Raw genomic sequence first — 26,071 nt, forward strand, 5'->3', positions numbered from 1 at the left:
CAGACCCCGGATCAGTCGGTCCGCCGGTGTCAGGCCACCGGAGCCGGGAAGGTCGGGTACTCCACCCCGGAGACGTACTGGACGACGCGGATGACCTGGCAGGAGTAGCCGAACTCGTTGTCGTACCAGAGGTAGAGGATCGCGTTGTCGCCGTCGACCTTGGTGGCGCCGGCGTCGACGATCGAGGCGTGGCGCGAGCCGATGAAGTCGCTCGAGACCGCGTCGGGCGCGGTGGTGAAGTCGATCTGGCGCTTCAGCGGCGAGGTCAGCGACACGTTGCGGAGGTAGTCGAGGACCTCCTCGCGGGTGGTCTCGCGACCGAGCCGCAGGCTGAGGATCGCGATCGAGACGTCCGGCACCGGGACGCGGATCGAGCTGCCGGTGATCGGCGCCTTGAGGTCGGGCAGCGCCTTGGCGACGGCCGAGGCGGCACCCGTCTCGGTGATGACCATGTTGAGCGGCGCCGAGCGGCCGCGACGGTCGGCCTTGTGGTAGTTGTCCAGCAGGTTCTGGTCGTTGGTGAACGAGTGGACGGTCTCCACGTGGCCGCGCAGGACGCCGTACTCGTCCTCCATCGCCTTCAGCGGCGGGACGATGGCGTTGGTGGTGCAGGACGCGCAGGAGATGATCTGCTCGTCCGGCTTGATCATGTCGTGGTTGACACCGTGCACGATGTTGGGCACGTCACCCTTGCCGGGCGCGGTCAGGACGACCTTGTCGATGCCGGGCCGCAGGTGCTTCGACAGGCCCTCGCGGTCGCGCCACTTGCCGGTGTTGTCGATGAGGATGGCGTCCTTGATGCCGTACGCCGTGTAGTCGACCTCGGAGGGGTCGTTGGCGTAGATCACCTTGATCGCGTTGCCGTTGGCGATGATCGTGCTGTTCGCCTCGTCGACGGTGATCGTGCCCTGGAACTGACCGTGGATGGAGTCGCGCCGCAGCAGCGAGGCGCGCTTGACGATGTCCTGGTCGCCGCCCTGGCGGACCACGATGGCCCGCAGCCGCAGGCCGTTGCCGGAGCCGGCCTTCTCGATGAGCAGACGGGCGACGAGGCGGCCGATGCGGCCGAAGCCGTAGAGGACGACGTCGCGCCCCTCGCGGCACTCGATCTTGTTGGCGCCGGTGGCGCCGGCGACCGCCTCGGCGGTGAACTCCTCCACCGACAGGCCGCGGCCGTCGGCCTTGTACGTCGCGGCGAGCATGCCGATGTCGATCTGGGAGGGGCCGAGGTCGAGCGTGGTGAGAGCCCGCAGGAACGGCAGCGTCTCGGTGACCGACAGCTCCTCACCGGCTATCTGGCGGGCGAAGCGATGGGTCTTGAGGATGCTGACCACCGACTTGTTCACCAGGGAGCGGCTGTGGACCAGGACGGTGACGTCCTGCTCCCGGTGCAGCTTCCCGATGATCGGGATCATCGACTCCGCGATCTCCTCGCGGTTCTTCCAGTTTGTGAACGAGTCTTCGTTGACAGTCACAGGTCCATCTTTCGAGCTAGGCGGCGCTCATATGCTAACCCCACACTCTTTTGATCGATCAAGCGCTGCGGTCTGAGAGGGATGCCACACTCGGGGAGTAACTAGCGGTTTGTCCCTATTCATCCCCGGTGTCGTTCCCCACCAGCACCTCCCGGAGCACGACGGCCCCGCTGATGCCGACGTCCTTGGTCGCGGTCAGAAGGGTGAGGGTGCCGTGCCCGATCAGCTCCCCGAGGTGCCGGACGGCCGCCTCGTGATCGGCGTCGCGCAGCTCCGCGCGATAGCGGCGGGCGAACTCCTCGAAGCGGGCGGGATCGTGTCCGTACCAGGTGCGCAGCCCGGTGGAGGGTGCGACGTCCTTGCACCACTCGTCGAGCGCGGCCGCCTCCTTGCTCACGCCGCGCGGCCAGATGCGGTCGACGAGCACCCGGCCGCCGTCCGCCTTCTCGGGCGCGTCGTAGACCCTGCGCACCCGCACCCGCCGTGACCGTTCCACGCTCCCATCGTCGGCCCGGGCCGGGCGGTGCGCACCCGGTGGCGGCTGCCCGGAGCGGGATGGCCGATCATCCGCGCCGCGAAGACGCTGGGACATCTTTCGAAGACTCGGAGATATTCATCGGCTCAATGGATCTTCCTAGTGTTGAGCCCATCAACCACCGGGGACACCGCCCCGGACAACCAGGGGAGAGATCACCATGCGCGCTGTCGTCCAGAAGTCCTTCGGAGGCCCCGAGGTCCTGGAGACCGTCGAGACCGAGCGGCCCACGCCCCTCGGCGGCGAGGTCCTCATCCGCGTCCACGCCAGCGGTGTGAACCCGGTGGACGTCGCCGTCCGCTCCGGCGCCTACCCGCTGCTCGGCGAGCCGCCCTTCGGCGTCGGCTGGGACATCTCCGGCGTCGTCGAGGAGGCCGGCCCCGGTGCCCGCTTCAAGCCGGGCGACGAGGTCTTCGGCATGCCGTTCTTCCCGCGCGCCGCCACGGGCTACGCCGAGTACGTCGCCGCGCCGTCGCGCCAGGTGGCCCGCAAGCCCGCCGGCCTCGACCACGTGCACGCCGCGGCCATCCCGCTCGCCGCGCTCACGGCCTGGCAGGGCCTGGTGGACGCGGCCCGACTCGAGGAAGGCCAGCGGGTGTTGATCCACCGCGCGGCCGGCGGCGTCGGCCACTTCGCCGTGCAGATCGCCAAGGCCCGCGGCGCCCACGTGATCGCCATGGCGAGCGCCCCCAAGCACGACTTCGTACGGAGCCTGGGCGCCGACGAGGTCATCGACTACCGCACCACCGACTTCACCCAGGCGGTCAAGGACGTCGACGTCGTCTTCGACTCCTCGTCCGAGGGCGTCCGTTCGCTTTCCGTCCTGCGCCCCGGCGGCACGCTCGTCAGCATCATGGAGCACTGGAACCAGGAGCTCGCCGCCGAGGTCGAGGCCGCCGGCCGCCGCTTCGCCGGCGTCAGCGTCGAACCCGACTACGCCTCGCTGGAGGCGATCGCCGCCCTCGTGGACGCCGGCCGCATCAAGCCCCACGTCGCCGCGACGTTCCCGCTGGCCGAAGCCGCCAAGGCGCACGAGCTGGTCGGCTCCGGCCGGACCCAGGGCAAGATCGTCCTGACCGTCGGCTGACACGGCTCGGGTCGTACGCTGAACGCCCCGCGGCGGGGGAGACGGAAGAGGAAAGAGAAAGAGGGGGAGGGCGTTGGACATCCTGACCGAGGCGCTGAGCTCGATGCGGACCGGGCAGCCCAGGTCCGTACGCACCCACGGCCGTGCGCCCTGGGGCCTGCGCCTTCCCCCGGTCGCCGGCGCCGGCTTCCACGTGGTGCTGTCCGGCACCTGCTGGATCGTCCCCCTCGGCGACGCGCCCCACCTGAAGCCGATCGCCCTCAGCCCGGGTGACGTGGTCTTCCTGCGCGACGGCCGCGGGCACATCCTCGCCGACCACCCCTCCACCCCGGCCGAGGTGGAACGCCCCGAGCAGTTCCGTCCGGGGTCGCCCATCGGCACGGTCACGATCGGCGGCGACGGTCCCCGCACCAGCCTCCTGTGCGGCAACTACCACCTGGACCAGGGACGCCCCCACCCCCTGGTGCGCCAGCTTCCCGAGATCATCCACCTCCCCGCCGGACACGGCCGACACCCCGAACTGAGCGCCGCCGTCCAGCTCCTGGGCGCGGAACTGGAAAACCCCCGCATCGGATCGCACGGCATCGTCCCCGCGCTCATCGACTCGCTTCTCCTCTACATCCTGCGCGCCTGGCTCGAGGACCGGCCGCCGACGGCAGCCACGGGCTGGGCCGCCGCACTCGGCGACTCCGCGGTCGCCCCGGCCCTGGCCGCCGTCCACGAGGACCCGGCCGCCCAGTGGACCGTGGAGTCGCTGGCCGAGCGCGCGGGCCTGTCCCGCGCGGCCTTCTCCCGCCGCTTCACCGCCCTCGTCGGCGAGCCGCCCATGGCCTACCTGACCCGCTGGCGGATGACGACCGCCGCGAAGCTGCTGCGCGAGTCCGACGCCCCGCTCACCACCGTCGCGGCCCGGACCGGGTACGGCTCCGAGTACGCCTTCGCCAAGGCCTTCAAGCGCGAGTACGGCCAGGCCCCCGGCGGCTACCGCCGCGAGTCCCGCCTCGCTCCCGCCTGAGCCCGACGCGGCCGCGGGATCGGCCCGCGGGTGGGTGCGTACGGCCCGTAGCCGCCGGGGCCGGTTCCTGTCGACCTGATGGAACGATATCGGCCACCTCGCATCACCGGCCGTGCCGCCTAAGGGGCGTCGCGAGTGGCCCGGGCTGGCGCGAATAGATGAGTGGATATCGGAACAAATAGGGCTAGATCGCCACTCCGGGTCGCGGCGGTCCGGCCCGAAATCGGTAGCTTGCCGTGCTCACCCGCATCCGTTCGATGGCGTGAACACGACGGTGCCCACCCGTCAGTCTCGACCAACATCATTAAGCGCTGCTTCACTTGCGCGGCGGGAGCTCCTCGTCGCCCGATCGGGTGACTCAAAGGGGCTCCTTCTTGACGCACGCGCCCAGAGGGAAGGGACCGGGATGGCGACCGCAGCGCACCGGCAGCAGCCGGAGCAGCCCGAACAGCAGGCAGGCCGGGCCCAGCTCAGCCTGGGGATCGCCGCCGCGCGGAACCTCGCGACCACCACCAAGAGCGTCCCGCAGATGCAGGGCCTCAGCTCGCGGTGGCTGCTGCGCATGCTGCCCTGGGTGGAGGTGAAGGGCGGCACGTACCGGGTCAACCGGCGCCTGGCGTACGAGGTCGGCGACGGCCGGGTCACCTTCGTCCAGGACGGTGCCGCGGTCAGGGTCGTCCCGGCGGAGCTGGGCGAACTGCCGCTGCTGCGCGGGTTCCACGACGACGCGGCGCTGCGAGCGCTGGCCGAGCGGTGCCGGCAGGAGGAGTACGCGCCCGGCGAGGTGATCGCCGGACGCGGCGAGGCCGTCGACCACGTCTACCTGATCGCGCGCGGCAAGGTCGAGAAGGCCGGCACCGGAAAGTACGGCGAGGAGATCCGCCGCGGCGTGCTGGCCGACGGCGGGTTCTTCGGCGCGCGGGCGGTGGCCGAGGAGCCGGGCGAGTGGGAGTTCACGGCGCGCGCCCTGACGGCGTGCACCGTCCTGGCCCTGCCCCGGGCCGCGTACGAGGAGGTGGCGGGCCGTCACGAGCGGCTGCGCGCCCACGTCCGGCGGCGCCAGGCCGAGCAGGAGCGGCCGCGGAACCGGAAGGGCGAGGCGAACATCGACCTCGCCGCCGGCCACGCCGGCGAGCCGGTCCTGCCGGGCACCTTCGTCGACTACGAGCTCGCCCCCCGCGAGTACGAACTGAGCGTGGCCCAGACGGTCCTGCGGGTGCACACCCGGGTCGCCGACCTCTACAACGACCCGATGGACCAGGTCGAGCAGCAGCTGCGGCTGACCGTCGAGGCGCTGCGCGAGCGCCAGGAGTCGGAGCTGGTCAACAACCCCGAGTTCGGCCTGCTGCACAACGCCGACCACAGCCAGCGCATCTCCACCCACTCCGGCCCGCCCACCCCCGACGACATGGACGAGCTGCTGAGCATGCGGCGGGGGACCAAGGCCTTCTTCGCCCACCCCCGGGCCATCTCCGCCCTCGCCCGCGAGTGCAACAAGCGGGGCCTCGCCTTCGACAGCGCCGACGTGAACGGCCACGCGGTCCCCGCCTGGCGGGGCGTGCCGATCCTTCCCTGCGGCAAGATCCCCGTCTCGGACGAGGGCACCTCCGCCATCCTCGCCATGCGGCTGGGCGAGGCCGAGCAGGGAGTCGTCGGCCTGCGGCAGACCGGGATCCCCGACGAGTACGAGCCGGGCCTGAACGTGCGGTTCATGGGCATCAACGACCAGGCCCTCATCTCCTACCTGGTGAGCACCTACTACTCGGCGGCCGTTCTCGTCCCCGACGCGCTCGGCGTCCTCGAGAACGTCGAGGTCTTCCACACCCCGTCCTGACGGGTACCACCCCCCGGAACGGAGAGAAGAACCTGTGTCACTGCTGTCCCGGATCATCGCGCTGAACGCACAGCCCCCGGTGGTCCCTCGCCCGTCGGGCACCACCGTGCCCACCGTGCCCACCGGGCCGACGGGGCTGGGCACCTCCGCCGCCCGTATCGCGACCCGTCTCGCGGCGGGGGAGGCAGCGGGGAAGGCGGTGGGGAGCACGGCCGGGAAGCCGGCCGGCCGCACCCCCGGCCCCGCCGGCGCCCCGGACGAGCGCGGTACCGGCGTCCCGGAGCTGTACTGCCCGCCCGCCGTCCGGGACGACCCGGCACTGGCCCGCGAGGTCAACGACCAACTGCTGGCCTGGGCCGACGAGACCGGCATCTACGCCGGACGGCTCGACCGCGTCCGCGCGGCCGACTTCGGGCGCCTGATGATGCTGGCCCACCCCGACACCGACGACCCGGACCGGCTGCTCGCGGCGGGCAGGTGCGCCCTGGCCGAATGGGCCACGGACGACTACTACTGCGACGACGAGACCGTGGGCTCCCGGCCCGAACTCCTCGGCTCCCAGCTCGGCCTCGCCTACGCCGCCCTCGACCCCGCCCACCTCCCCGCACGCTACGCGCCCGCGTGGGAGAGGGACATGAACGACGACCCCGTACGGGTCGCCCTGCGCTCGGCCCTGCGGCACCTCACCCGGTACGCGGAGCCGTCCCAGGTGGGCCGGCTGCGGCACGAGGTCGCCGTCCTCTTCGTCGGCTACGGCCAGGAGGGCTCCTGGCGCTCCCGGGGCCACATGCCCAGCGTCCACGAATACCTGGCCCACCGTCAGATCAACAGCTTCCTCCCCTGCATCGCGCTGACCGACGTGGTGGGCGGCTACGCCCTGCCCGCCACCGAGTACGCCGACCCGCGCGTGCGCCGCGCCGTGACGACGGCCGCGACGGCGAGCACGCTCGTCAACGACCTGTACTCGATGACCAAGGAACACGACTCCTCCGGCGTGGAGTTCAACCTCCCCACCGTGATCGCCGAGGAGGAGCGGTGCTCGCCGCGCGAGGCGATCGAGCGCAGCGCGGAGATCCACGACGAGCTGGTGCGCGCCTACGAGGCGCAGGCCGCCGCCCTCGCCCTCACCGGATCGCCCCAGCTGCGCCGGTTCCTCGCGGGGGTGTGGGCCTGGCTCGGCGGCAACCGCGAATGGCACAGCGGCAGCTCCCGCTACAACGGCGCCTGAGCCCGCCCGCCCTCCCCCCTCTCACACACCGCACATCCCTGTGCCACACCGCACGTCCCTGTGCACACATGCCCTAAGGAGCAACCCCATGACGACCACGCCCGCCCCCGCCGGCGTCCTGCGCACCGCCTACCAGAAGTCCGTCGCGGAGTACTGGAACAACGAGAAGGACCCGGTCAACCTGCGCCTGGGCGACGTCGACGGCCTCTACCACCACCACTACGGCCTCGGCGACTACGACCCCGCCGTCCTGGAGGGCCCCGAGGAGACCCGCGACGAGCGCATCATCGAGGAACTCCACCGGCTGGAGTCGGCACAGGCAGATGTCCTCCTCGACCACCTGGGCCCCATAGCCCCCGGCCAGCGCCTGCTGGACGCCGGCTGCGGCCGCGGCGGCACCAGCATCATGGCCAACGCCCGCTTCGGCTGCCAGGTCGACGGCGTCTCCATCTCCCAGTCCCAGGTCGACTTCGCCAACGGCCAGGCCCGCAAGCGCGGCGTGGACGACAAGGTCCGCTACCACTTCGCCAACATGCTGGACACCGGCTTCCCCACCGGCGCCTTCCAGGGCATCTGGAACAACGAGTCCACCATGTACGTGGACCTGTCCGACCTCTTCGCCGAGCACGCCCGCCAGCTGGCCTACGGCGGCCGCTACGTCACCATCACCGGCTGCTACAACGACGTCACCGGCGGCCGCTCCAAGGCGGTCAGCCGCATCGACGAGCACTACACCTGCAACATCCACCCCCGCAGCGCCTACTTCAAGGCCATGGCCGCCAACGGCCTCGTGCCCATCAACGTCGTCGACCTCACGGCCGCCACGATCCCCTACTGGGAGCTGCGCGCCCAGTCCTCCCTCGCCACCGGCGTCGAGGACCCCTTCCTGACCGCCTACCGCGAGGGCAGCTTCCACTACCTCCTCATCGCCGCCGACCGCGTCTGACCCGCGCGCGGGCGTCCGACCCGCGCGCGAGGGGTCAGACCATCGCCTCGTCGATGTAGCACCAGCGCCAGTCCTCGCCCGGTTCGAAGGACTGCACGATGGGGTGACCGGTCTCGCCGGCGTGCCCGCTGGCGTGCCTGTTCGGCGAGGAGTCGCAGCACCCCACGTGCCCGCAGGTCAGGCAGAGCCTCAGGTGCACCCAGGGGGAGCCGATGCGCAGGCATTCCTCGCAGCCCTGGGGCGTGCGCGGGGTCACGGGGCGCACGGACGACAGGTGCGGGTCGGGTCGGTTCATGGCGGGGTTCCTTCTTCGAGACTCCCAGCCTGACAGTGCCCGGTCCGCACGGCAATCCGGGGCGGGCGACCGTGCGGGGGTGCACCACCAGGTGTTCTGTGGATGGATGGGGGCAGGGGCGGGGAGACCGGCCGGGCGCCGGTCGCGTACGACCGCGATCCGGGAGGAAGGGTTCCCATGCCGAAGGAGACGGTGGCCGAGCAGTTCGTCGACATCCTGGCGCGCGCCGGGGTGCGCAGGCTCTACGGGGTCGTCGGGGACAGCCTCAACCCGGTCGTGGACGCGGTGCGCCGCAACGCCGCCGTCGACTGGGTCCAGGTCCGCCACGAGGAGGCCGCCGCCTTCGCGGCGGGGGCCGAGGCCCAGCTGACCGGCACGCTGGCCGCCTGCGCGGGCTCCTGCGGCCCGGGCAACCTGCACCTCATCAACGGCCTCTACGACGCCCACCGCTCCATGGCCCCCGTGCTCGCGCTGGCCTCGCACATCCCCAGCGCGGAGATCGGCACCGGCTTCTTCCAGGAGACCCACCCGGACCAGCTCTTCCGGGAGTGCAGCCACTACTGCGAGCTGGTCTCCAGCCCCCGGCAGATGCCACGGGTGCTGCGCACCGGCATCCAGAACGCCATCGGCCGCGGCGGCGTCAGCGTCATCGTCCTGCCCGGCGACGTCGCGGGCGAGCAGGCCCCGGCGCGCACCGGCGAGCACGCGCTGGTCACCGCCCGCCCGTCCGTACGGCCCGGGGACGCGGAGATCGACGCGCTCGCCCGGATGGTCGACGAGGCGGACAAGGTGACGCTGTTCTGCGGCAGCGGCACGGCGGGCGCCCACGAGGAGGTCATGCGGTTCGCGGAGCGGGTGAAGGCCCCCGTCGGGCACGCGCTGCGCGGCAAGGAGTGGATCCAGTACGACAACCCCTATGACGTCGGCATGAGCGGCCTGCTCGGCTACGGGGCCGCCTACGAGGCCACCCACGCGTGCGACCTGCTGATCCTGCTGGGCACCGACTTCCCGTACAACGCCTTCCTGCCGGACGACGTGAAGATCGTCCAGGTGGACGTGCGGCCCGAGCACCTGGGCCGGCGGGCCGCGCTCGACCTCGCGGTGTGGGGCGACGTCCGCGAGACGCTGCGCTGCCTGACGCCCCGGGTGCGGGTCAAGAGCAGCCGGAAGTTCCTCGACAAGATGCTCGCCAAGCACGCCGACGCCCTCGAGGGGGTCGTCAAGGCGTACACCCGGAAGGTGGAGAAGCACACGCCGATCCACCCGGAGTACGCGGCCTCCGTCCTGGACGAGGAGGCCGCCGACGACGCGGTCTTCACCGTCGACACCGGGATGAACAACGTGTGGGCCGCCCGCTACCTCACCCCCAACGGCCGCCGCCGCGTCATCGGCTCCTTCACCCACGGCTCGATGGCCAACGCCCTTCCCCAGGCGATCGGGGCGCAGTTCCTCGATCAGGGCCGGCAGGTCGTCTCGATGTCCGGCGACGGCGGGTTCTCCATGCTGATGGGCGACTTCCTGACACTGGTCCAGTACGGCCTGCCGGTGAAGGTCGTGCTGTTCAACAACTCGTCGCTGGGCATGGTGGAGCTGGAGATGATGGTGGGCGGCCTGCCGTCGTACGGCACGGCCAACCACAACCCCGACTTCGCGGCCATCGCCACCGCGGCCGGCGCGTACGGCGTACGGGTGGAGAAGCCGAAGCAGGTGCGGGGTGCCCTGCGGGACGCCTTCCGGCACAAGGGGCCGGCGCTCGTGGACATCGTCACCGACCCCAACGCCCTGTCGATGCCCCCGAAGATCACCGCGGACATGGTCAGCGGCTTCGCCCTCTCGGCGGGAAGGATGGTCCTGGAGGGCGGCGTGGGACGGATGGCCCAGATGGCCCGCTCCAACCTGCGCAACATCCCGCGCCCCTGAGGAGCGTGATCACGCGGGCCGCCCGCCCCGGCACAGGGCGGCGGGCTCGCGGTGGATGGGGGTGCGGGTGGAGGTGAGGGGGCGGCCGGTGCCGCCGTGGCGTTCGGCGACGATCTCGCTCGCGATGGACAGCGCGGTCTCCTCGGGCGTACGGGCGCCCAGGTCGAGGCCGATGGGCGACCGCAGCCGCGCCAGCTCCGCCTCGGTCAGGCCCGCCGCGCGCAGGCGCCGCAGGCGCTCGAGGTGGGTGCGGCGCGAGCCCATCGCGCCCACGTAGGCGACGGGCAGGCGCAACGCCCTTTCCAGCAGCGGCACGTCGAACTTGGCGTCGTGGGTGAGCACGCACAGCACGGCCCGCCGGTCGAGGCGCTGGGAGTCGAGGTAGCGGTGGGGCCAGTCGACGACGACCTCGTCCGCCTGCGGGAAACGTTCCTTCGTGGCGAAGACGGCACGGGCGTCGCACACCGTCACCCGGTGGCCGAGGAACGCGCCGACGCGCACGAGCGCGGCGGCGAAGTCGACCGCACCGAAGACGATCATGCGGGGCGGCGGTACGGAGGTCTCGATCAGCAGCGTGCTCCCCGGCCCGCACCGCGAGCCGTCGCCATCGTCGTCGACACCGCCGTCGCCGACGCGGACCGTGGAGGTGCCGCCGGTCTCGAGCATCGCGCGCGCCTGGGCGGCGGCGGCGCGCTCGAGCCGTACGTCACCGCCGAGCGAGCCGGCCGGCGGGCCGTCGGGCCGGACGAACAAGGCATGGCCGGCGGGGCCGTCCAGGATGCGTACGAGCGCCACCGCCTCGCCCCCGGCGGCGGCCGTCAGCGCGGCGGCGAGCGTCCCGGCGACGGGCGTGCCCGCCCGGACCGGGGTGACGAGGACGTCGATCGCACCGCCGCAGGACAGGCCGACGGCGAACGGATCGTCCTCGTCGTACCCGAAGCGTTCGAGCAGGCTCTCGCCGGTGACCAGCGCCTGGCGGCACAGGTCGTAGACCGCCGCCTCCACGCATCCGCCGGAGACGGAACCGGCCGCCGTGCCGCCGGCGTCGACGGCGAGGGCCGCACCGGGCCGGCGGGGCGTGCTGCCGCTGGTGGCCACCACGGTGGCGACGGCGAAGTCGCGTCCTTGCGCGCACCACCGGCTCAGCTCGGAGGCGATGTCCAGCACTTGCGATGCTCCTGGGGTCCCTGGGGTCGACGCGAACGGGCCGCAGCGGTCTACAGCACCTGTTCGATGGTGATGGGCAGCCGGCGGACGCGGGTTCCGGTGGCGTGGAACACCGCGTTCGCGATGGCGGCCGCCGTGCCGGGGATGCCGAGTTCGCCGCAGCCCTTGGTCCCGTTGGGGGTGGTGGGGTCCGGGCCGCCGACGAAGTGCACCTCCAGGTCGGGGATGTCGGCGTTGACGGCGATGAGGTAGTCGCCGAAGGTGCCGTTGGCGATGCGTCCGGTCCGGGGTTCGGTCACGGTGTGCTCGAGCAGGGCCATGCCGATGCCGCCCACCGTGCCGCCGACGAGCTGGCCGCGCGCGGTCTTCTCGTTGAGGACGCGCCCGCAGTGCGCGGCGGTCACCAGCCGTGCCACCCGGATCACCCCGAGGTCCGCGTCCACGTGCACTTCCGCGAACTTGGCGGCGTAGGGGCCGGTCGGGACCACGGGCTCGTCCTCCGACGGCGCCTCGGCCGACCCCTCGGCGGTCAGCTCGTCCTGCCGGTGCCGGGTGAGGATCTCCGCGTAGCTCTCGCCCCGGCCGTCGTCCACGCGCACGATGCGGCCGTGCTCGACGCGCACGTCGTCCACGGCCGCGCCGCGCAGCGGCGAGCCGGCGTCGTCGCGGACCAGGTCCAGGAAGGCGCGGACGGTGTTCCGGGCGGCGGCGTGGATCGCGGAGCCCATGGATCCGGTGAGCCCGGAGCCGCCGGCCACGGGCGCCTCCGGGAGGGAGCTGTCGCCCATGACCATGCGCACCCGCCGCACCGGCAGCCCCAGCAGCTCCGCGGCGAGCTGGGTCATCACCGTGTACGTGCCGGTGCCCAGGTCCATGCCCGCGCTGGCGACCACCGCACCGCCGTCGCGGGTGACCGTGACCCGCGCCGCGCAGGCGAACTGGGCGAAGAAGAACGACGTCCCGGCCATGCCGTAGCCCACCAGATGCCGGCCCCGGCGCATGGAGCGCGGCCGGGGATCGCGGCGCGACCAGCCGAACCGCTCGGCGCCGGTGCGGTAGCACGCGCGCAGGTCGTTGCTCGACCACTGCTGTCCGGTCACCGGGTGCCGGTCGGCGTAGTTGCGCAGCCGCAGCTCGAGGGGGTCCAGGTCCAGTTCGTAGGCGAGTTCGTCCAGCGCGCTCTCCAGCGCGAAGTTGCCCTGGGCGTCACCGGGGGCGCGCATCGAGCCGGGCGAGGGGACGTTCACCCGCACCTGGACGTCCCGGGCGGAGATGTTGGGGCTGGCGTAGCCCGACAGCGAGGCCCTGGTGACGTGTTCGGGGTTGACGTCGCGGATGGAGACGGTCTGCCACGCCTCGTGGTCGATGGCGGTGATCCGGCCGTCGCGGGTGGCGCCGATCCTGACGGTCTGCCGGGTGTCGGGGCGGTGCCCGACCGAGGTGAACATCTGCTTGCGGGTGAGCACCAGCTTCACCGGCCGCCCCACGTGACGCGCGGCGACCGTGGCCAGGACCGTGTGCGGCCAGGTGCGCAGCCCGGAGCCGAAGCCGCCCCCGATGTAGGGCGCCAGGACCCGGACGTCGTCCTGCGGGACGCCGAGCGTTCCCGCGAGGCCGATCCGGGTGTTGGAGGGGCCCTGGGTGGAGTCGTGGACGGTGAGCTTGTCGCCCTCCCAGGAGGCGACGGTGGCGAACGGGCCCATCGGATGGTTGGTGTTCACCGCCGTGCGGTACGTCCGCTCGACGCGTACGGGCGCCGTGGCCAGGGCCGCCCCGACGTCTCCGGTGCCGCCGTCGCTCCCGAACGGGTCGCGGACGTGCTCGGCGCCCGGATCGTCGATGTCCACCACGGGAGGGGACGGCGCGTACCGCGCGGTGACCAGCCGGGCGGCCTCGGTCGCCTGCTCGAAGGTCTCGGCCACCACCACCGCGACGTTCTCGCCGTGGTGGACGATCCGGTCGCTCTGCAACGGCGGCGGCGGCAACGGCCCCAGCCGGTCGCGCGCCTCCCGGAGCGGGGGAGCGTTCTCGTGGGTGAGCACCGCGAGCACGCCCGGCGCGGCCGTCGCCGCCGTCGTGTCGACGGCCGTGAGGCGCCCGGCGGCGACGGTGCTCTGCACCAGGACGGCGTGGGCGAGGCCGGGGAGGTCGGCGTCCGTGGGATAGGTGGCGCGCCCGCTCACCTTGACCCGGGCGTCGACGCGGTCGATCCCCTCACCGACAACGGGACGGTCCATGGCTTACGGCTCCTCCGCCAGGGTGCTCAGCATCCGTACGACGGCTCTCCTGCCGAGCTCGATCTTGAAACCGTTGTCGCGCCTCGCCTGTGCCCCGCCGAGGGCCGCCTCGGCGGCCGCCGCGAAGGCGTCCGGGCCCGGTGCGGCACCCCGCAGCAGCTCCTCGGCGCGGGGCACCCGCCAGGGAACGGTGCCGACGCCGCCCAGCGCGAGGTGCGCCGCGCGGATCGTCCCGTCGTCGATCAGCAGGGCCGCCGCGACGGAGACCAGCGCGAACTCGTAGCTGGCACGGTCACGGACCTTCAGGTACCCCGAGCGGGTGCCGCGGGGCGGCAGCGGGATCTCCAGATGGGTGATCAGTTCACCGTGCTCGAGGACGTTCTCCACGTGCGGCGTCCCGCCCGGTACGCGGTAGAACTCCGTCAGCGGCACCACGCGCTCCGCGCCCTGCCCCCGGATCCGCACCGAGGCGCCCAGGGCGAGCAGGGGGACGGCCACGTCCGAGGCGTGGGTGGCGATGCAGTGCGGGCTGGTGCCCAGGACCGCGTGCATCCGGTGGAAGCCGTCGATGGCGCCGCAGCCGGCGCCCGGCTCGCGCTTGTTGCAGGCCACGTCCGGGTCGCGGAAGTAGCGGCAGCGCGTGCGCTGCAGGAGATTGCCGCCCATGGTGGCCATGTGCCGCAGCTGCGGCGAGGCCCCCAGCAGCAGCGCCTGGCGCACCAGCGGCAGCCGGTCGGTCACGACTTCGTGCGCGGCGAGCTCCTCCATCGTGGTCAGCGCCCCGACGGTCAGCGTGTCGTCGTCGGCGCGGACCTCGCGCAGGGGCAGCCGGGTGATGTCCACCAGCCGCAGGGGCCGGAAGACCTCGTCCTTCATCAGGTCCACCTGGGTGGTGCCCCCGGCGAGATAGGCGGCCTCCGGGTCCGCCGTGACCTCGGTGACCGCCTGATCGACGCTGTCGGCCCGGACGTAGGTGAAGCTACGCATGGTCACCCCGGCCCGCCACCTCGCGGATCGCGGCGACGATGTTCGGATAGGCGCCGCAGCGGCACAGGTTGCCGCTCATGAACTCCCGGATCTCGTCGTCGGAGCCCGCCCGGCCCTCCTCGATCAGGGCGACGGCCGACATGATCTGCCCCGCGGTGCAGTAACCGCACTGCAGGCCGTCGTGCCTGACGAACGCCTCCTGCAGCGGATGCGGCGTGCCGTCCTGCTCGAGCCCCTCGATCGTCCGCACCTCGCGGCCGTCGGCGCTCGCGGCCAGCGTCAGGCAGGACAGCACCCGTCTGCCGTCGACGTGCACCGTGCACGCCCCGCACTGCCCCTGGTCGCAGCCCTTCTTGGTGCCCGTCAGCTTCAGCCCGTCGCGCAGGGCGTCCAGGAGCGTGGTGCGGGTGTCCACCTCGAGCCGCCGCTCGCTGCCGTTCACCCGGAGGGACACCGGCACCCGGACGACCGCCGGGGCCCGCTGCCCGGGCGACACGCGTGCCTGTGCTGCCGATCCGTCCATGGTCACCGCCGGCCTCGGGGGGCCTGCGGTGCAGGCTCCTGGTGAGGAATTGCCTAAATTGGCACATAAGCCGAAATTCGGCTGATGGGTCAGCGTGATCCTACGTGCGGCCCTCGCGCGGACGGCGACGACACGTCGGCCGGGCCGTACGGGCCTCGTCGTGACGGCCGGGGGCCTTCAGCCCGTGCACCGGTCTCCCATGCCTCATCCGCCCCAGATCTTCCGGTACGCATCGCGGTAGCCGGGCGGGTCCCAGCTGGTGAGGCCGCCGCTGTTGGCGGCCGTGGCGATGTGCACGGGCGCGACCCAGCCGCTGGCGGGCTCGCCGGAGAAGGCGCGGTTGAACTCGTCGACGATCTGCCAGCCCTGCTCGGAGAGCGGCTCGGGAACCGTGGCCGCCTGGAACTGCCCGCTGTTGATGCGCTGGAAGGCCGAGGGGTCGCCGTCGCCCGCGCCGATGTTGTAGGGGGCGGCGGTTCCCTTCCTGCGGGCGGCGCGCAGGGCCGGGGCGGCATCGGCGAAGTAGACGTCGTTGATGGCGGCGGAGTGGGTCCACGCGTCCGGGAAGCGGGAGAGCAGCGAGGAGACCTCCCGGGGCGTGCGGGTGCTCGTGTCCGAGAGCGGGATGTTCTCCTCCGCCAGGAGCCTCACCCCGGGGCAGGTCGCCAGTTCCTTCTCGATCAGGTCGGACTTGTTCCTGGCGAACGGGATCGAGGCGTCGGTGAACACCACCGCTCCGGCGGCGCCGTGGGAGTGCGCGATGACCCAGTCGGCGCTGATCCGCGCGACGTCCTCCACCCGGGTGGTGACGTTGGTGAAGAGCGCGGGGTCCTTGCTCGGACCGGGGGAGGCGACGGCGTGCCAGCCGACGAGCGGGATGTGTTCCGCCGTGGCCCTGGACACCTGAGCGGACGTCAGGTTCGGGTCGAAGCCGCCGATGACGATGCCCGACGGCCGCAGGGCGATCGCCTCGCTGAACGCCGCCTGGATACCGGCGGGGGTGCCCTGCCCGTCGATCACCCGGACGTTCCAGCCGATGGCCTTCGCGGCCTCCCGCACCCCCTTGGCGACTCCCGCCACGCCGGGATTGGTCATGGTCTGCGCGACGTAGACGATCGACTTGCCGGGCACGGCCCTGGGGCCGCCGGCGGGGCCGGCCGCCACGTCGTCGGTCTTCTCGGCCTGCCTGACGGCCGCCTCGGCCCTGGCGAGGGCGGCGGGGCAGCCGTTCGTCGCCGGCCGCGTGGGGGAGGGCGCGGCGCCGGTCGACGAACCGCGCTCGCAGCCGGTGAGCACGGCGGCCGCCACCGCCAGGATGACCGCGCCCACCGGGGCGGTCTTGCGATTCGCGGGCACGGGCGCTCCTTGCTCGGGGAGTCGGCGGGCAGGCCGGGGGTTGATGTCGGCGGTGAGGTCAGCGGAGGCGGTGGCGCAGCTGCCGGCGGGCGGCGTAGCCCGCCAGGCCGACGGCGATGAGCAGGGTGACGCCGTTGAACAGCGGGGTGACCCAGAACCGGGCGCCGAGCTGGCCGATGCCGGCGAGGCCGATGGCGAGGACGGTGACGGCGACGAGGGTGCCCAGGGCGTTGGCGCGGCCGGGCCGGATCGCGGTGGAGCCGAGCAGCGCGCCGACGAAGGCGGGCAGCAGGTAGTCCATGCCGACGCTGGGGTTGCCGATCTGCTGCTGCGCGGCGAGCAGGACCCCGGCCACGCCGACGACCAGACCCGACCCGGTGAAGGCGTGGACGACGTAGCGCCGGGAGGGGATGCCCACCAGCTCGGCGGCGCGGGCGTTGGACCCGATGACGTACAGGTACCGGCCCAGCGGCAGCCGTTCCAGCAGCAGCCACAGGGCGGCGGTGAGGGCGAGGACGTAGAAGGCGGACACCGGCAGGCCCAGGAACCGGGAGTCGTAGAGGGCGGTGAAGCCGGCCGGCAGGCCGTGCGGGCCGGGGACGATCCGGGCACCGTCGGTGATCCAGCCGGTGAAGGCGTACATGATGCTGCCGGTGCCGAGGGTGGCGATGAGGGAGTCGATCCGCGCGAACTCCACGACGAGGCCGTTGACGGCGCCGACGGCCGCCCCGCCGAGGATCACCACGAGGCAGGCGAGCGGCCAGGACCACCCGTCGGACACGATGAGGTGCATCGTCACCACGTGTGCGAGGCCGAGGCCGTAGCCGATGGACAGGTCGAACTTGCCGGTGGCGATGGGGAGCGTCACGCCGAGCGCGAGGAGGGCGGGGATCGACTGGCTGGAGAGGACGGCGGAGATGTTGTCGAGGGTGGGAAAGGTGTCCGGCAGGGCGAGGGAGAAGACGAGGAACAACAGGACGGTCAGGGCCAGGAGGCCGTAGGCGCCGATGAGGTGACCGAACCGGCGGCCCGGCGCGCGGCGGAAGGTCATCGCTCCGGCGTCCCGGTGAGCGGGGCCATGGCCGAGGCCGCGTGGGCGAGCGCGGTGACGGTGAGGTCCTCGCCGCTCAGCTCGCGCGTCACGGCCCCCCGGACGAACACCAGGGCCCGGTGGCACACGGTGGCGACCTCCTCGAAGTCGGTGGACAGGAGCAGGACGGCCAGCCCCCCGGCGAGCGCGTCGTGCATCAGGCCGTGGATCGCCGCCTTGGCGCCGACGTCCACCCCGGCGGTCGGCTCCTCGAGGATCAGCAGGCTCCGGCCCGGCCGGAGCCACCGGCCGATCATGACCTTCTGCTGGTTCCCCCCGGACAGGGTGGCGATCGGTGCCTCGCTGTCCGGGGGGCGCACCGCGAACCGCTCGATCAGGGCGGTGGCCTCGGCGCGCTCGCGCCCGGGGCTGATCCAGTGCCGGCCGGGCGCCCCTCCCGCCCGGGGGTTGGCCAGGAAGTTCTCCCGCACGGTCAGCTCGGCGGCGCAGCCCTCCTCCTGACGGTGGCTGCTGACGAAGCCGACGCCGGCGGCGACGGCTTCCGCGACCGTGCCCGGCCGGTACGGCCGGCCGTGCAGCAGGACGCGGCCCGCGAGGACCGGCCGGGCGCCGGCGAGGGCGCGGCCCAGTTCCATGTGCCCGGCGCCGGTCAGACCCACCATGCCGAGGATCTCGCCGGCGCGCAGCCGCAGGCCGACCGGCCCCGTGTTCTCGGTCCGTACGTCCTCGAGGCTCAGGACGGCGGGGCCCGCGCCGGGGGCGGCGAGGCGGTGACCGCCCGGCTCGTGGCCCACGATGTCGTGCACCAGGCGGGCGGGGCGGTGGCCGGCCAGCGGGCCGTGGCTGACGACGCGCCCGTCGCGCAGCACGGCGAAGGCGTCGGCGACCTTGTACACCTCGTCGAGCCGGTGGGTGACGAAGACGATGGCGTGGCCGCGGTCGCGCAGGGTGTGCAGGACGTCGAAGAGCCGGTCGCAGTCCGCCGCCGGGAGGCTGGCGGTCGGCTCGTCCAGGACGATGACCGAGGCGCGCGTGCCCAGGGCGCGGGCGATGGCCACCAGGGAGCGTTCGGCCCGGGAGAGGTCGGCGACGACGGCGTCCGGGTCGAGGTGCGCGGCGACGATGCCCAGGGCTTCGGCGCACCTCCGGCGGGTCCGGCGCCAGGACACCAGGCCGGCGCGGCGCGCGTAGCCGGTGCCCAGGGCGATGTTCTCGGCGACCGTCATCCAGCCGACCAGTCCCAGGTCCTGGTGGATGAACGACATGGCGCGGGCGGCCGCCTCGGTGCCGAGCGGGTGCCCGGCGACGGTCACCTCGCCCTCGTCCGCGTGGTGGACGCCCGCGAGCACCTTGATCAGGGTGGACTTTCCGGCACCGTTGGCCCCGAGCAGGGCGAGGACGCTGCCGGGGTGGACGTCGAGGTCGACCGCGTCCAGCGCGAGCGTGCCGCCGAACCGCTTGGTGAGGCCGCGTATCCGGACGAGGGGCTGTGGGGCGCCGCCCGGGAGCGGGGGGTTGTCGGGAGCGTCGTGCACGGACCTCTCCAGGACCTGTCAGGACAATCTGGTGCGATTCCGTCATGCTACGGTCCGGCCGGACCCGGCGCCGGATGGGCCGTCAGATCGCCGGAATGTCGTCGAGATCGATGTCGAAGGCGACGGCGTCCTCGGCGGCGCCGGACTTCCCTCCGGCCACCTCCAGCGCGCACTCCGCCCAGATGACCTTGCCGCCGGCGGTGTAGCGGGTGCCCCAGGACTGGGAGAGCTGAGCCACGAGGAACAGGCCGCGGCCGCCCTCGTCGGTGGTGGCCGCCTGGCGCAGGTGCGGGGAGGTGCTGCTGGTGTCGGCGACCTCGCAGGTCAGCGTGCGGTCGTAGAGCAGGCGCACCTGGATGGGGCCGGTGCCGTAGCGGATGGCGTTGGTGACCAGCTCGCTGAGCAGCAGCTCGGTGGCGAAGGCGATCTCGTCCAGACCCCATTCCGACAGCCGGCGGGTGACGGCGGCGCGGACGGAGGAGACCAGCGACGGGTCGGCGGGCAGGTCCCAGGTGGCGATCCGGTGCGGGTCCAGGGTGTGCGTACGGGCGACCAGCAGGGCGATGTCGTCGGCGGGGTGCTCGGGCACCACGGTCGCCAGGACCGCCTGGCAGGTGTCCTCCGGCGGGCGGTTCGGGTGGGCCAGGACGCGGCGCAGCTCCTCCAGGGCCGCGTCGAAGTCGCGGCGGCGGTCCTCGACGAGCCCGTCGGTGTAGAGGACCAGCTGGCTGCCCTCGGGGAGGTGGAACTCGGCGGTCTCGAAGGGCAGGCCGCCCAGCCCCAGGGGCGGCCCGGCGGGCAGGTCGGGGAAGGTGACGGTCCCGTCGGGGTGGACCAGCGCCGGCGGCGGGTGGCCGGCCCGCGCCATGACGCACTGCTGCGAGGTGGGGTCGTAGATGGCGTACAGGCAGGTGGCGCCGATGATGCCGGCGCTGTCGCCGGAGGGGTCGTCGCCGCCCTCCTCGCGGTCCAGGCGCCCCACGAGATTGTCGAGGTGGGTGAGGACCTCGTCCGGGGGCAGGTCCAGCTCGGCGAAGTTGCGCGCGGCGGTGCGCAGCCGGCCCATGGTGGCGGCGGCGTGCAGCCCGTGGCCGACGACGTCGCCGACGACGAGGGCGACGCGGGTGCTGGAGAGGGGGATGACGTCGAACCAGTCCCCGCCGACTCCCGACTCGGCGGGCATGTAGCGGTGCGCGACCTCGACGGCGTTCTGCTCGGGGAAGCCGTGCGGCAGCAGGCTGCGCTGCAGGGCGAGGACCATGGTGTGTTCGCGGGTGTAACGGCGGGCGTTGTCGATGCAGATGGCGGCGCGGGTGGCGAGCTCCTGGGCCAGCGAACGGTCGTCGTCCCCGAACGGGGCCGGGTCCCGCGAGCGGTAGAAGCTCGCTGTGCCCAGGACGATGCCGCGGGCGAGGAGCGGGACGGCGATCAGGGAGTGGACGTCGTGGTCGAGGAGGCGCTGGGCGCGCGCGGGATCCTGGGCGATCCAGCCCGCGGAGGCCCTCAGGTCCGGCTCCAGCACGGTCTGCCCGCTGGTCAGGCAGCGGAGCTGGGGCGTGACCGGCCGCAGGTGGACCCGCTCGCCGGCGGGGTAGAAGGGACAGTCCTCGCGTATGCCGTGGACCACCGTGCGGTAGAGGTCCTTGCGGGGGTCGGTCGGCTCCTCGCCCCGCAGGACCGCCTCGGGGAGGTCGATGGTGACGTAGTCGGCCAGGCGCGGTACGGCCATCTCGGCGAGCTCCCGGGCGGTGCGGCTCACGTCCAGGGTGGTGCCGATGCGGGTGCTGGCCTCGGACAGCAGCTCCAGACGGCGCCGGGCGGCCACGGCGTACTGCCCCACCCCGGGCTCGCCCACCAGCACCAGCCCGCCGGCCGCACCGTCGGGGACGTGACCGTCGGCTGCGTAAGCACCGGGTGCGAAACCATCGGGGGTGGTGAACGCGGCGGGCGCGCCCGGGGCGGCGGGCGCGGCCTGCGGGGTGGGCGTGACGTGCGGCGCTGCCGCGGGAGGCGGGCCGGGAGGGCGGGCCGTCGCGGCGGCCGGGCCGGGGGAGACACCCGACAGGTGCTCGCACGCCGGGACGACGTGGGCGAGGCCCTGGCGCGTCAGGAGGCCGGGGTGCGCGTCGGCCTCGGTGGAGACGGCAAGGCGCTGATGCCGGGAGGGGAGGACCGCCTCGATGACGACGCCCTCCACCCCGGAGGAGCTCGTCACCGGGCGGCTGATCAGGGTGACGTGCCGGTCGCCGGGCAGGTGCACCTCGACGGCCGCCCGCTGGGCGGTGGAGATCAGCTCGGTGGCCTTCTCCTTGAGGATCATCTGGTCGCGCCAGTCCAGCCCGCTCGCGGCGAGCTCGCCCAGCTGCCCGTTTCCGGCCGCGTCACCGGCCGGCGCGTGGCCCCTGGCCTCGAAGTACGCCTGCAGCAGGGCGCGCTCCCGTGCCGAGCTCTGTTCCAGCAGCCGCTGCTCGATGGCGCCGGCCGCCCTGCGCATCACGCCGTCCAGTCCGGGGTCCGCGTCGGCCGGGGGATAGCCGAGGCAGAGGACTCCCTCGATGCGCCCGCTGAGCAGGTCCCGGACGGGGATCGCCGAGCACGCGTTCGCCTGGGAGCGCTCGGCGAAGTGCTCGGCGCCGTAGATGCTGACCAGCCGCCGCTCGGCGAGCGCCAGCCCGATGCCGTTGGTCCCCCCGTACTTCTCGGCGAACACGAAGCCCGGGGTGCTCTGGATCGCGGGCAGCCGCCTGGCCATGGACGCTTCGCCGAAGCGGCGCTGCAGCACCGCCCCGCGCCCGTCGGCGAGGCTGACGTTCACGCTGCGGTCCGCGAACATGGCCTGCAGCCGGTCCAGCACGGGCACGGCCGCGCGGACCAGGCGGCCGTCCAGGTCGAGGTCCTCGACGTAGGGGAGCTCGCACCCGTCCGGCGAGAGCCCCAGCGACAGGCTCCGCTCCCACGAGCTCAGGATCGGGTTGCGCACGGCCCCCTCGACCGCCCCGCCGCGAAGGAAGCGCTCACGCGCCAGCACGGGGCCGATGTCGTCCGCCACGAGCCCCATCCGGATCACTTCCCTCGTCGGTGCGTGCGGCCATGGCCACCTGTACGTCGAAGCGGCTGCGCTGTTGTTCTATTTTAGAACTTTGCGGACATAACGACGGGGGAACCCGGACAGGTCGCCTGCCGGTACGGTCCGTGATCGGCGCCGGCCGGGCGGGGTGTCACAGGACCGCGACCGGCGTGACGGGCGAGCCCGTACCGCCGGGGATGTTCAGGGGGGCCACGAGCAGGAGGAAGGCGTACCGGCCCGCCCCGGCGCAGGCCGCGGACAGCGCCTCGAGGTCGAGGTTGTCCAGCAACGGCACCCCCATCGCAGCGACGGCGAGCACGTGGACCGGGGAGTGCACGCCCTCGACCGGCGACGGCCGTACGTCGTTGTCGCCGTCGCTGCCGAGCAGGGCGATGCCGCGCTCGGCCAGCAGCGGCACGGCGTCCACGTGCAGGCCCGCGCACGCCGCGTCGGCGTCCCAGGCGCCCAGTTCCCGCCGGCGGCGGAAGCGGCCGACCCGCAGCAGCACCGCGTCCCCCTCGCCGATCTCCACGCCGAGCGCGGCCTCCGCGGCGACGACGTCCGCCGCGCGCACCGCGCGCCCGGGCTCCAGCCAGGCGGTGCCGAAAACGGCGGGCAGGTCGAGGAGCACCCCCCGGGTCACCAGCGGCCCCAGCGCCGAGACACCCCCGAAGCGGGCCCCGCCGGCCCCGACGAGCTCCCGCGCCCCGCCGCCCCCGTACAGCCGGCCGCGATACGCCACGTGGGACAGCGCGTCCAGGTGGCTGACGGCCTTGCCGTGGTAGTCGGCGCCGATGAAGTCCTTGTGCGTGGACGGCTCGGGAGCCTCGACGTCGCCGAGGTCGGACATGTAGTGCAGCGCGGGCTTGCCGTTGTCCGGCCCGGGCACGGTGTCCCACGGCCGCGCCATCGGCACGACGCTCCCGCTCTCCACCAGCGCGACGGCCCGCCGCACGTGCTCCCCGGTCACCCGGTTCCACGCCCCGCGCTCGGCCAGGCCCCAGCGGCCCCACGTACGCACCGCCTCGAAGAGCGCGTCGAACTCCTCCCGCGGGACGGCGGGCCCGTTGAGGCCGCCGGCACCGTCCGGCGGGAGAGCCGACGCATCGGCGGAATCGCTGCTCATGCTGCTGAATGATGCGCCGTCACCCGCTGAATGCGGGGCCTTGGGCGGCGGGCATTTCGGTGACAGGAGTTCTACGCGCGTCAAGTGGTCGTGACGTCAACGCGGTTGCCCGGACTCATCGGCATTCCCCACGCCGCCCCTGCTATCGTCAACCTGGTTGACGATCACGAGGGGTGTTCGGCGTGTCTGTTCAGGCGGTGCGCCCGCGCACGAGCGGTACCGCGCACTGGGTCGCCACTTGTGGCCGCCGGGAAACGCCCACGGAGTCCGGAAAGGGCCTCATCATGACCATGTTCACCCGTCACGACATCACCTCGGCTCCCGAACAGGCGCGGCCCGTCATGGCGAACACCGCCAAGGGCTTCGGCTTCGTGCCCGCGCCGGTCGCCCTCATGGCGGAATCCCCGGAGCTTCTCGAGGGGTTCATGAGTGGAAACGCGCTGTTCGGCAGGACCACACTGAGCGCGCTCGAGCGCGAGGTCCTCATCCTCACGATGGCGACCACGGTGGAGTGCCACTACTGCGTGGCGATGCACTCGTCCGTCCTGGCCCGTCAGGACGCCGACGCGGCCCTCATCGAGGCGCTGCGGGCCCGCAAGCCCTTGAACGAACCGAAGCTGGAGGCCATGCGGGTGTTCACCCTCGCCGTCATGGAGGGGCACGGCCACGTCCGGCCGGAGGTGATGGAGACGTTCCTCGGCGCCGGCTACACGCGCCGCAACGCCCTTGAAGTCGTGCTCGGGCTGGGGGTCTACACCCTCTCGACGTATGCGAACCGCATGACGGACGCCCCGCTGGACGAGCCCTTGCGGGCGTTCGGCTGGCACGCCGAGCACTGATGGCGGGTGGTCAGGGGGCCGGCCCCCGCGGTCAGGCCCCCAGCCATCCGACGAACCGGTCGAGGCTGTCGGGCCCGCCGAGCCGCGCCAGCACGTCCTCGACCGTGCTCATCTCGCGGTCGCCCACCGTGGCGGCCCACTCGTCGCGCAGCTCGTTCAGGATGTCGCCCGACAGCGTGAGCGCCTCCACGCCGCGCGGGGTGAGGGCCACCTCGGTCTGACGCTGGTCGATGAGGCTCGGTCTCCGCTGTGCGTAGCCGAGCTTCTCCAGGCCCGTCACCGTCTTGCTGGCGGCCTGTTTGGACACCCCCAGGCGCCGTCCGAGGTCGGAGATGCTGCCGCCCCGGCTGATCATCTGCATGGCGATGCCGTGAGCAGGCCGCAGATCGGGATGTCCCAGCTCGGCGAGGCGCGCGTGGAGTTCGTCGATCAGCACGCGAAAGGCGTTCAGCAGGAGGAAGGGCAGGGCGTTTCCGGGGCGTTGGGACGGCATGGCGAGACGTGGCACTCCTGCTGTGTTCTTCGGTCTGCTCGGCGCGGCCGGTGCGGAGACGACCACGGCAACCGAGAGTAGCCCCATCGGTCGCCGTGAGAATCACGAGGCCGTCGCCCCGCCGGCTCGACCGCCCCCTCACTTCACGTTGACCGCCGCCCACGCCGCGTCGACCGCGCGGTACTGCCGGCTGTCCGTTCCGTAGAGGTCGGCCGCCGCGGCCAGGGTCGCGGTGCGGGCGCGGTGGTAGTCGGTGTTGGGGGTCATGCGCTGGGTGAGGGCCGTGAACCAGATGCGTTCGGCGGCGCGGCGGCCGATGCCGGTGACCGGGGTGCCGTCGTGGGTGGGGCTGTCGTAGCGGACGTTGTTGATGATTTTGGGGCCGCTGCCCTCGGCGAGGAGGTAGAAGAAGTGGTTGGCGGGGCCGGAGGCGTGGCGTGGGTCGAGTGAGCTGATGCCGGGGTACCAGGAGTCCTTCGACCGGCCGTCCTTGGACGGGCGGTCCATGTACCGCAGGGGCGGCTTGTCACCGCTCGCGTCCGGGGCCTGTTCGGCGATGAGGTAGTCGCCGGGGTCGGCGGGGTTGGCGGCGTGGAACTCCACGGCGGTGGCGAAGATGTCGCCGGTCGCCTCGCTCAGGTCGGCGGCCTCCCCGAAGAAGCCGAGGTCGGCGGTGGCCGCGGTGACGCCGTGGGTCATCTCGTGCGCGCCGACGTCGATGCGGACGAGACGGCCGAGGGCGGCGTCGACGCCGTCGCCGTAGGTCATGCAGGAGGTGGTGATGGTGTAGAAGGCGTTCACGTAGTTGTTGCCGTAGTGGACGCGGCTGCAGCCGGCTCTGCCGTCGCCGCGGATGCCCTTGCGGCCGTGGACGTCCAGGTAGTAGTCCCAGAACGCGGCGTGGACGTAGTGGGCGGCCACCGCGTCCGACTGGCGGCCGCCGTCGCACCAGACGTTGTCGTCGTCGGTGACGAGGGTGCCGTTCCCCGTGGTGCTTCCGCCCATGTCGTAGGTCCTGTGGCCGCCGCGCCGGGTGTCGTGGAGCTCGTAGCGGCCGGTGGCGGGGTTGTACGCGGTGTCGAGCGTGACCCGGCCCACCGAGGTGCCGCAGCCGACGCCGACGGCCGGGACGGGGGTCGGGCCGGCGGCGGGGCGGGCCGCGGCGGGGCCGGTCTGCAGGGCCGAGGCCAGGGTGGCGGCCGCGGCGAGGAGGCCGGCGGCCGCGGTGCGGCGGCGGGAGCGGAAGAGGGCCATGGGCGGTTCCTTCCGGGCAGGGGTGGCGGGGGAGCGCGCTGGGGTGCCGCACATGAGGGTGCCAGCCCCCGGCCGTGATTGTCAGGGGCTTGACAAGTCCT

The 26,071-nt window shown here is 72.9% G+C and carries 21 protein-coding genes; 7 read left to right on the forward strand and 14 right to left on the reverse strand.

Features of this window, described 5'->3' with window-relative positions:
* Positions 1-29 precede the first annotated feature (29 nt).
* Positions 30-1,475, reverse strand: coding sequence for a glyceraldehyde-3-phosphate dehydrogenase (locus tag IE295_RS06345; RefSeq protein ID WP_190062513.1), 1,446 nt, complete (start codon positions 1,473-1,475; stop codon positions 30-32).
* A gap of 115 nt (positions 1,476-1,590) precedes the next feature.
* Entirely contained in the window at positions 1,591-1,971 is a 381-nt protein-coding gene (locus IE295_RS06350; RefSeq protein ID WP_224323134.1) for a DUF488 domain-containing protein, read from the reverse strand.
* 199 nt (positions 1,972-2,170) lie between these two features.
* Here IE295_RS06350 and IE295_RS06355 point away from each other — a divergent pair, with 199 nt between their 5' ends.
* From IE295_RS06355 to IE295_RS06375, 5 genes are all read left to right on the forward strand, one after another.
* On the forward strand, positions 2,171-3,097 hold the full coding sequence (locus IE295_RS06355) for an NADP-dependent oxidoreductase (RefSeq protein ID WP_190062515.1): 927 nt from the start codon (positions 2,171-2,173) through the stop codon (positions 3,095-3,097).
* 73 nt (positions 3,098-3,170) lie between these two features.
* Positions 3,171-4,112, forward strand: coding sequence for an AraC family transcriptional regulator (locus tag IE295_RS06360; protein ID WP_190062516.1), 942 nt, complete (start codon positions 3,171-3,173; stop codon positions 4,110-4,112).
* Between the two features lie 406 nt (positions 4,113-4,518).
* Entirely contained in the window at positions 4,519-5,946 is a 1,428-nt protein-coding gene (locus IE295_RS06365) for a family 2B encapsulin nanocompartment shell protein (protein WP_190062517.1), read from the forward strand.
* A gap of 34 nt (positions 5,947-5,980) precedes the next feature.
* Complete coding sequence (locus IE295_RS06370) at positions 5,981-7,174, forward strand: family 2 encapsulin nanocompartment cargo protein terpene cyclase (RefSeq protein WP_190062518.1); 1,194 nt, start codon at positions 5,981-5,983, stop codon at positions 7,172-7,174.
* Between the two features lie 88 nt (positions 7,175-7,262).
* A complete protein-coding gene (locus IE295_RS06375) occupies positions 7,263-8,120 on the forward strand; it encodes a geranyl diphosphate 2-C-methyltransferase (protein ID WP_190062519.1) in 858 nt (285 codons plus the stop codon).
* A 34-nt stretch (positions 8,121-8,154) separates the two neighbouring features.
* Here IE295_RS06375 and IE295_RS06380 read toward each other — a convergent pair whose 3' ends face one another.
* Positions 8,155-8,415 carry a ubiquitin carboxyl-terminal hydrolase 14 gene (locus IE295_RS06380; RefSeq protein ID WP_190062520.1) on the reverse strand — a complete coding sequence of 87 codons (261 nt, stop codon included), beginning with the start codon at positions 8,413-8,415 and terminating at the stop codon, positions 8,155-8,157.
* 177 nt (positions 8,416-8,592) lie between these two features.
* Here IE295_RS06380 and IE295_RS06385 point away from each other — a divergent pair, with 177 nt between their 5' ends.
* A complete protein-coding gene (locus IE295_RS06385; RefSeq protein WP_190062521.1) occupies positions 8,593-10,335 on the forward strand; it encodes a pyruvate dehydrogenase in 1,743 nt (580 codons plus the stop codon).
* Positions 10,336-10,344: 9 nt separating this feature from the next.
* On the opposite strand, the gene IE295_RS06390 is transcribed toward IE295_RS06385, so the two are convergent.
* The 9 genes from IE295_RS06390 to IE295_RS06430 form a co-directional block, all read right to left on the reverse strand.
* Positions 10,345-11,502: an XdhC family protein gene (locus IE295_RS06390; RefSeq protein WP_190062522.1), complete on the reverse strand. Its 1,158-nt coding sequence runs from the start codon at positions 11,500-11,502 to the stop codon at positions 10,345-10,347.
* Positions 11,503-11,552: 50 nt separating this feature from the next.
* Positions 11,553-13,739, reverse strand: coding sequence for a xanthine dehydrogenase family protein molybdopterin-binding subunit (locus IE295_RS06395; protein ID WP_190062523.1), 2,187 nt, complete (start codon positions 13,737-13,739; stop codon positions 11,553-11,555).
* A 3-nt stretch (positions 13,740-13,742) separates the two neighbouring features.
* On the reverse strand, positions 13,743-14,726 hold the full coding sequence (locus IE295_RS06400; protein ID WP_190062940.1) for an FAD binding domain-containing protein: 984 nt from the start codon (positions 14,724-14,726) through the stop codon (positions 13,743-13,745).
* Positions 14,719-15,249, reverse strand: a complete 531-nt coding sequence (locus IE295_RS06405) for a (2Fe-2S)-binding protein (RefSeq protein ID WP_190062524.1) — start codon at positions 15,247-15,249, stop codon at positions 14,719-14,721. The genes IE295_RS06400 and IE295_RS06405 overlap by 8 nt, the downstream gene beginning before the upstream one ends.
* Positions 15,250-15,453: 204 nt before the next feature.
* Complete coding sequence (locus IE295_RS06410; protein WP_190062525.1) at positions 15,454-16,605, reverse strand: substrate-binding domain-containing protein; 1,152 nt, start codon at positions 16,603-16,605, stop codon at positions 15,454-15,456.
* A gap of 58 nt (positions 16,606-16,663) precedes the next feature.
* Positions 16,664-17,656, reverse strand: coding sequence for an ABC transporter permease (locus tag IE295_RS06415; RefSeq protein ID WP_190062526.1), 993 nt, complete (start codon positions 17,654-17,656; stop codon positions 16,664-16,666).
* The gene (locus IE295_RS06420; RefSeq protein ID WP_190062527.1) at positions 17,653-19,191 is read right to left on the reverse strand and encodes a sugar ABC transporter ATP-binding protein; all 1,539 of its coding nucleotides are present in this window, start codon (positions 19,189-19,191) and stop codon (positions 17,653-17,655) included. The genes IE295_RS06415 and IE295_RS06420 overlap by 4 nt, the downstream gene beginning before the upstream one ends.
* Before the next feature lie 82 nt (positions 19,192-19,273).
* Positions 19,274-22,249, reverse strand: coding sequence for a SpoIIE family protein phosphatase (locus tag IE295_RS06425; protein WP_190062528.1), 2,976 nt, complete (start codon positions 22,247-22,249; stop codon positions 19,274-19,276).
* A 160-nt stretch (positions 22,250-22,409) separates the two neighbouring features.
* Positions 22,410-23,384, reverse strand: coding sequence for a cyclase family protein (locus IE295_RS06430; RefSeq protein WP_190062529.1), 975 nt, complete (start codon positions 23,382-23,384; stop codon positions 22,410-22,412).
* A 284-nt stretch (positions 23,385-23,668) separates the two neighbouring features.
* On the opposite strand from IE295_RS06430, the gene IE295_RS06435 reads away from it, so the two are divergent.
* A complete protein-coding gene (locus tag IE295_RS06435; RefSeq protein WP_224323136.1) occupies positions 23,669-24,223 on the forward strand; it encodes a carboxymuconolactone decarboxylase family protein in 555 nt (184 codons plus the stop codon).
* A 31-nt stretch (positions 24,224-24,254) separates the two neighbouring features.
* Here the strand turns inward: IE295_RS06435 and IE295_RS06440 are convergent, their stop codons facing one another.
* Together IE295_RS06440 and IE295_RS06445 are read right to left on the reverse strand one after the other, a co-directional pair.
* Entirely contained in the window at positions 24,255-24,716 is a 462-nt protein-coding gene (locus tag IE295_RS06440; protein WP_190062530.1) for a MarR family winged helix-turn-helix transcriptional regulator, read from the reverse strand.
* A 138-nt stretch (positions 24,717-24,854) separates the two neighbouring features.
* A complete protein-coding gene (locus IE295_RS06445; RefSeq protein ID WP_372478831.1) occupies positions 24,855-25,970 on the reverse strand; it encodes a M4 family metallopeptidase in 1,116 nt (371 codons plus the stop codon).
* Between the last annotated feature and the right edge of the window lie 101 nt (positions 25,971-26,071).

This window comes from Streptomyces griseocarneus (assembly GCF_014655595.1).
Lineage (GTDB): Bacteria > Actinomycetota > Actinomycetes > Streptomycetales > Streptomycetaceae > Streptomyces > Streptomyces griseocarneus.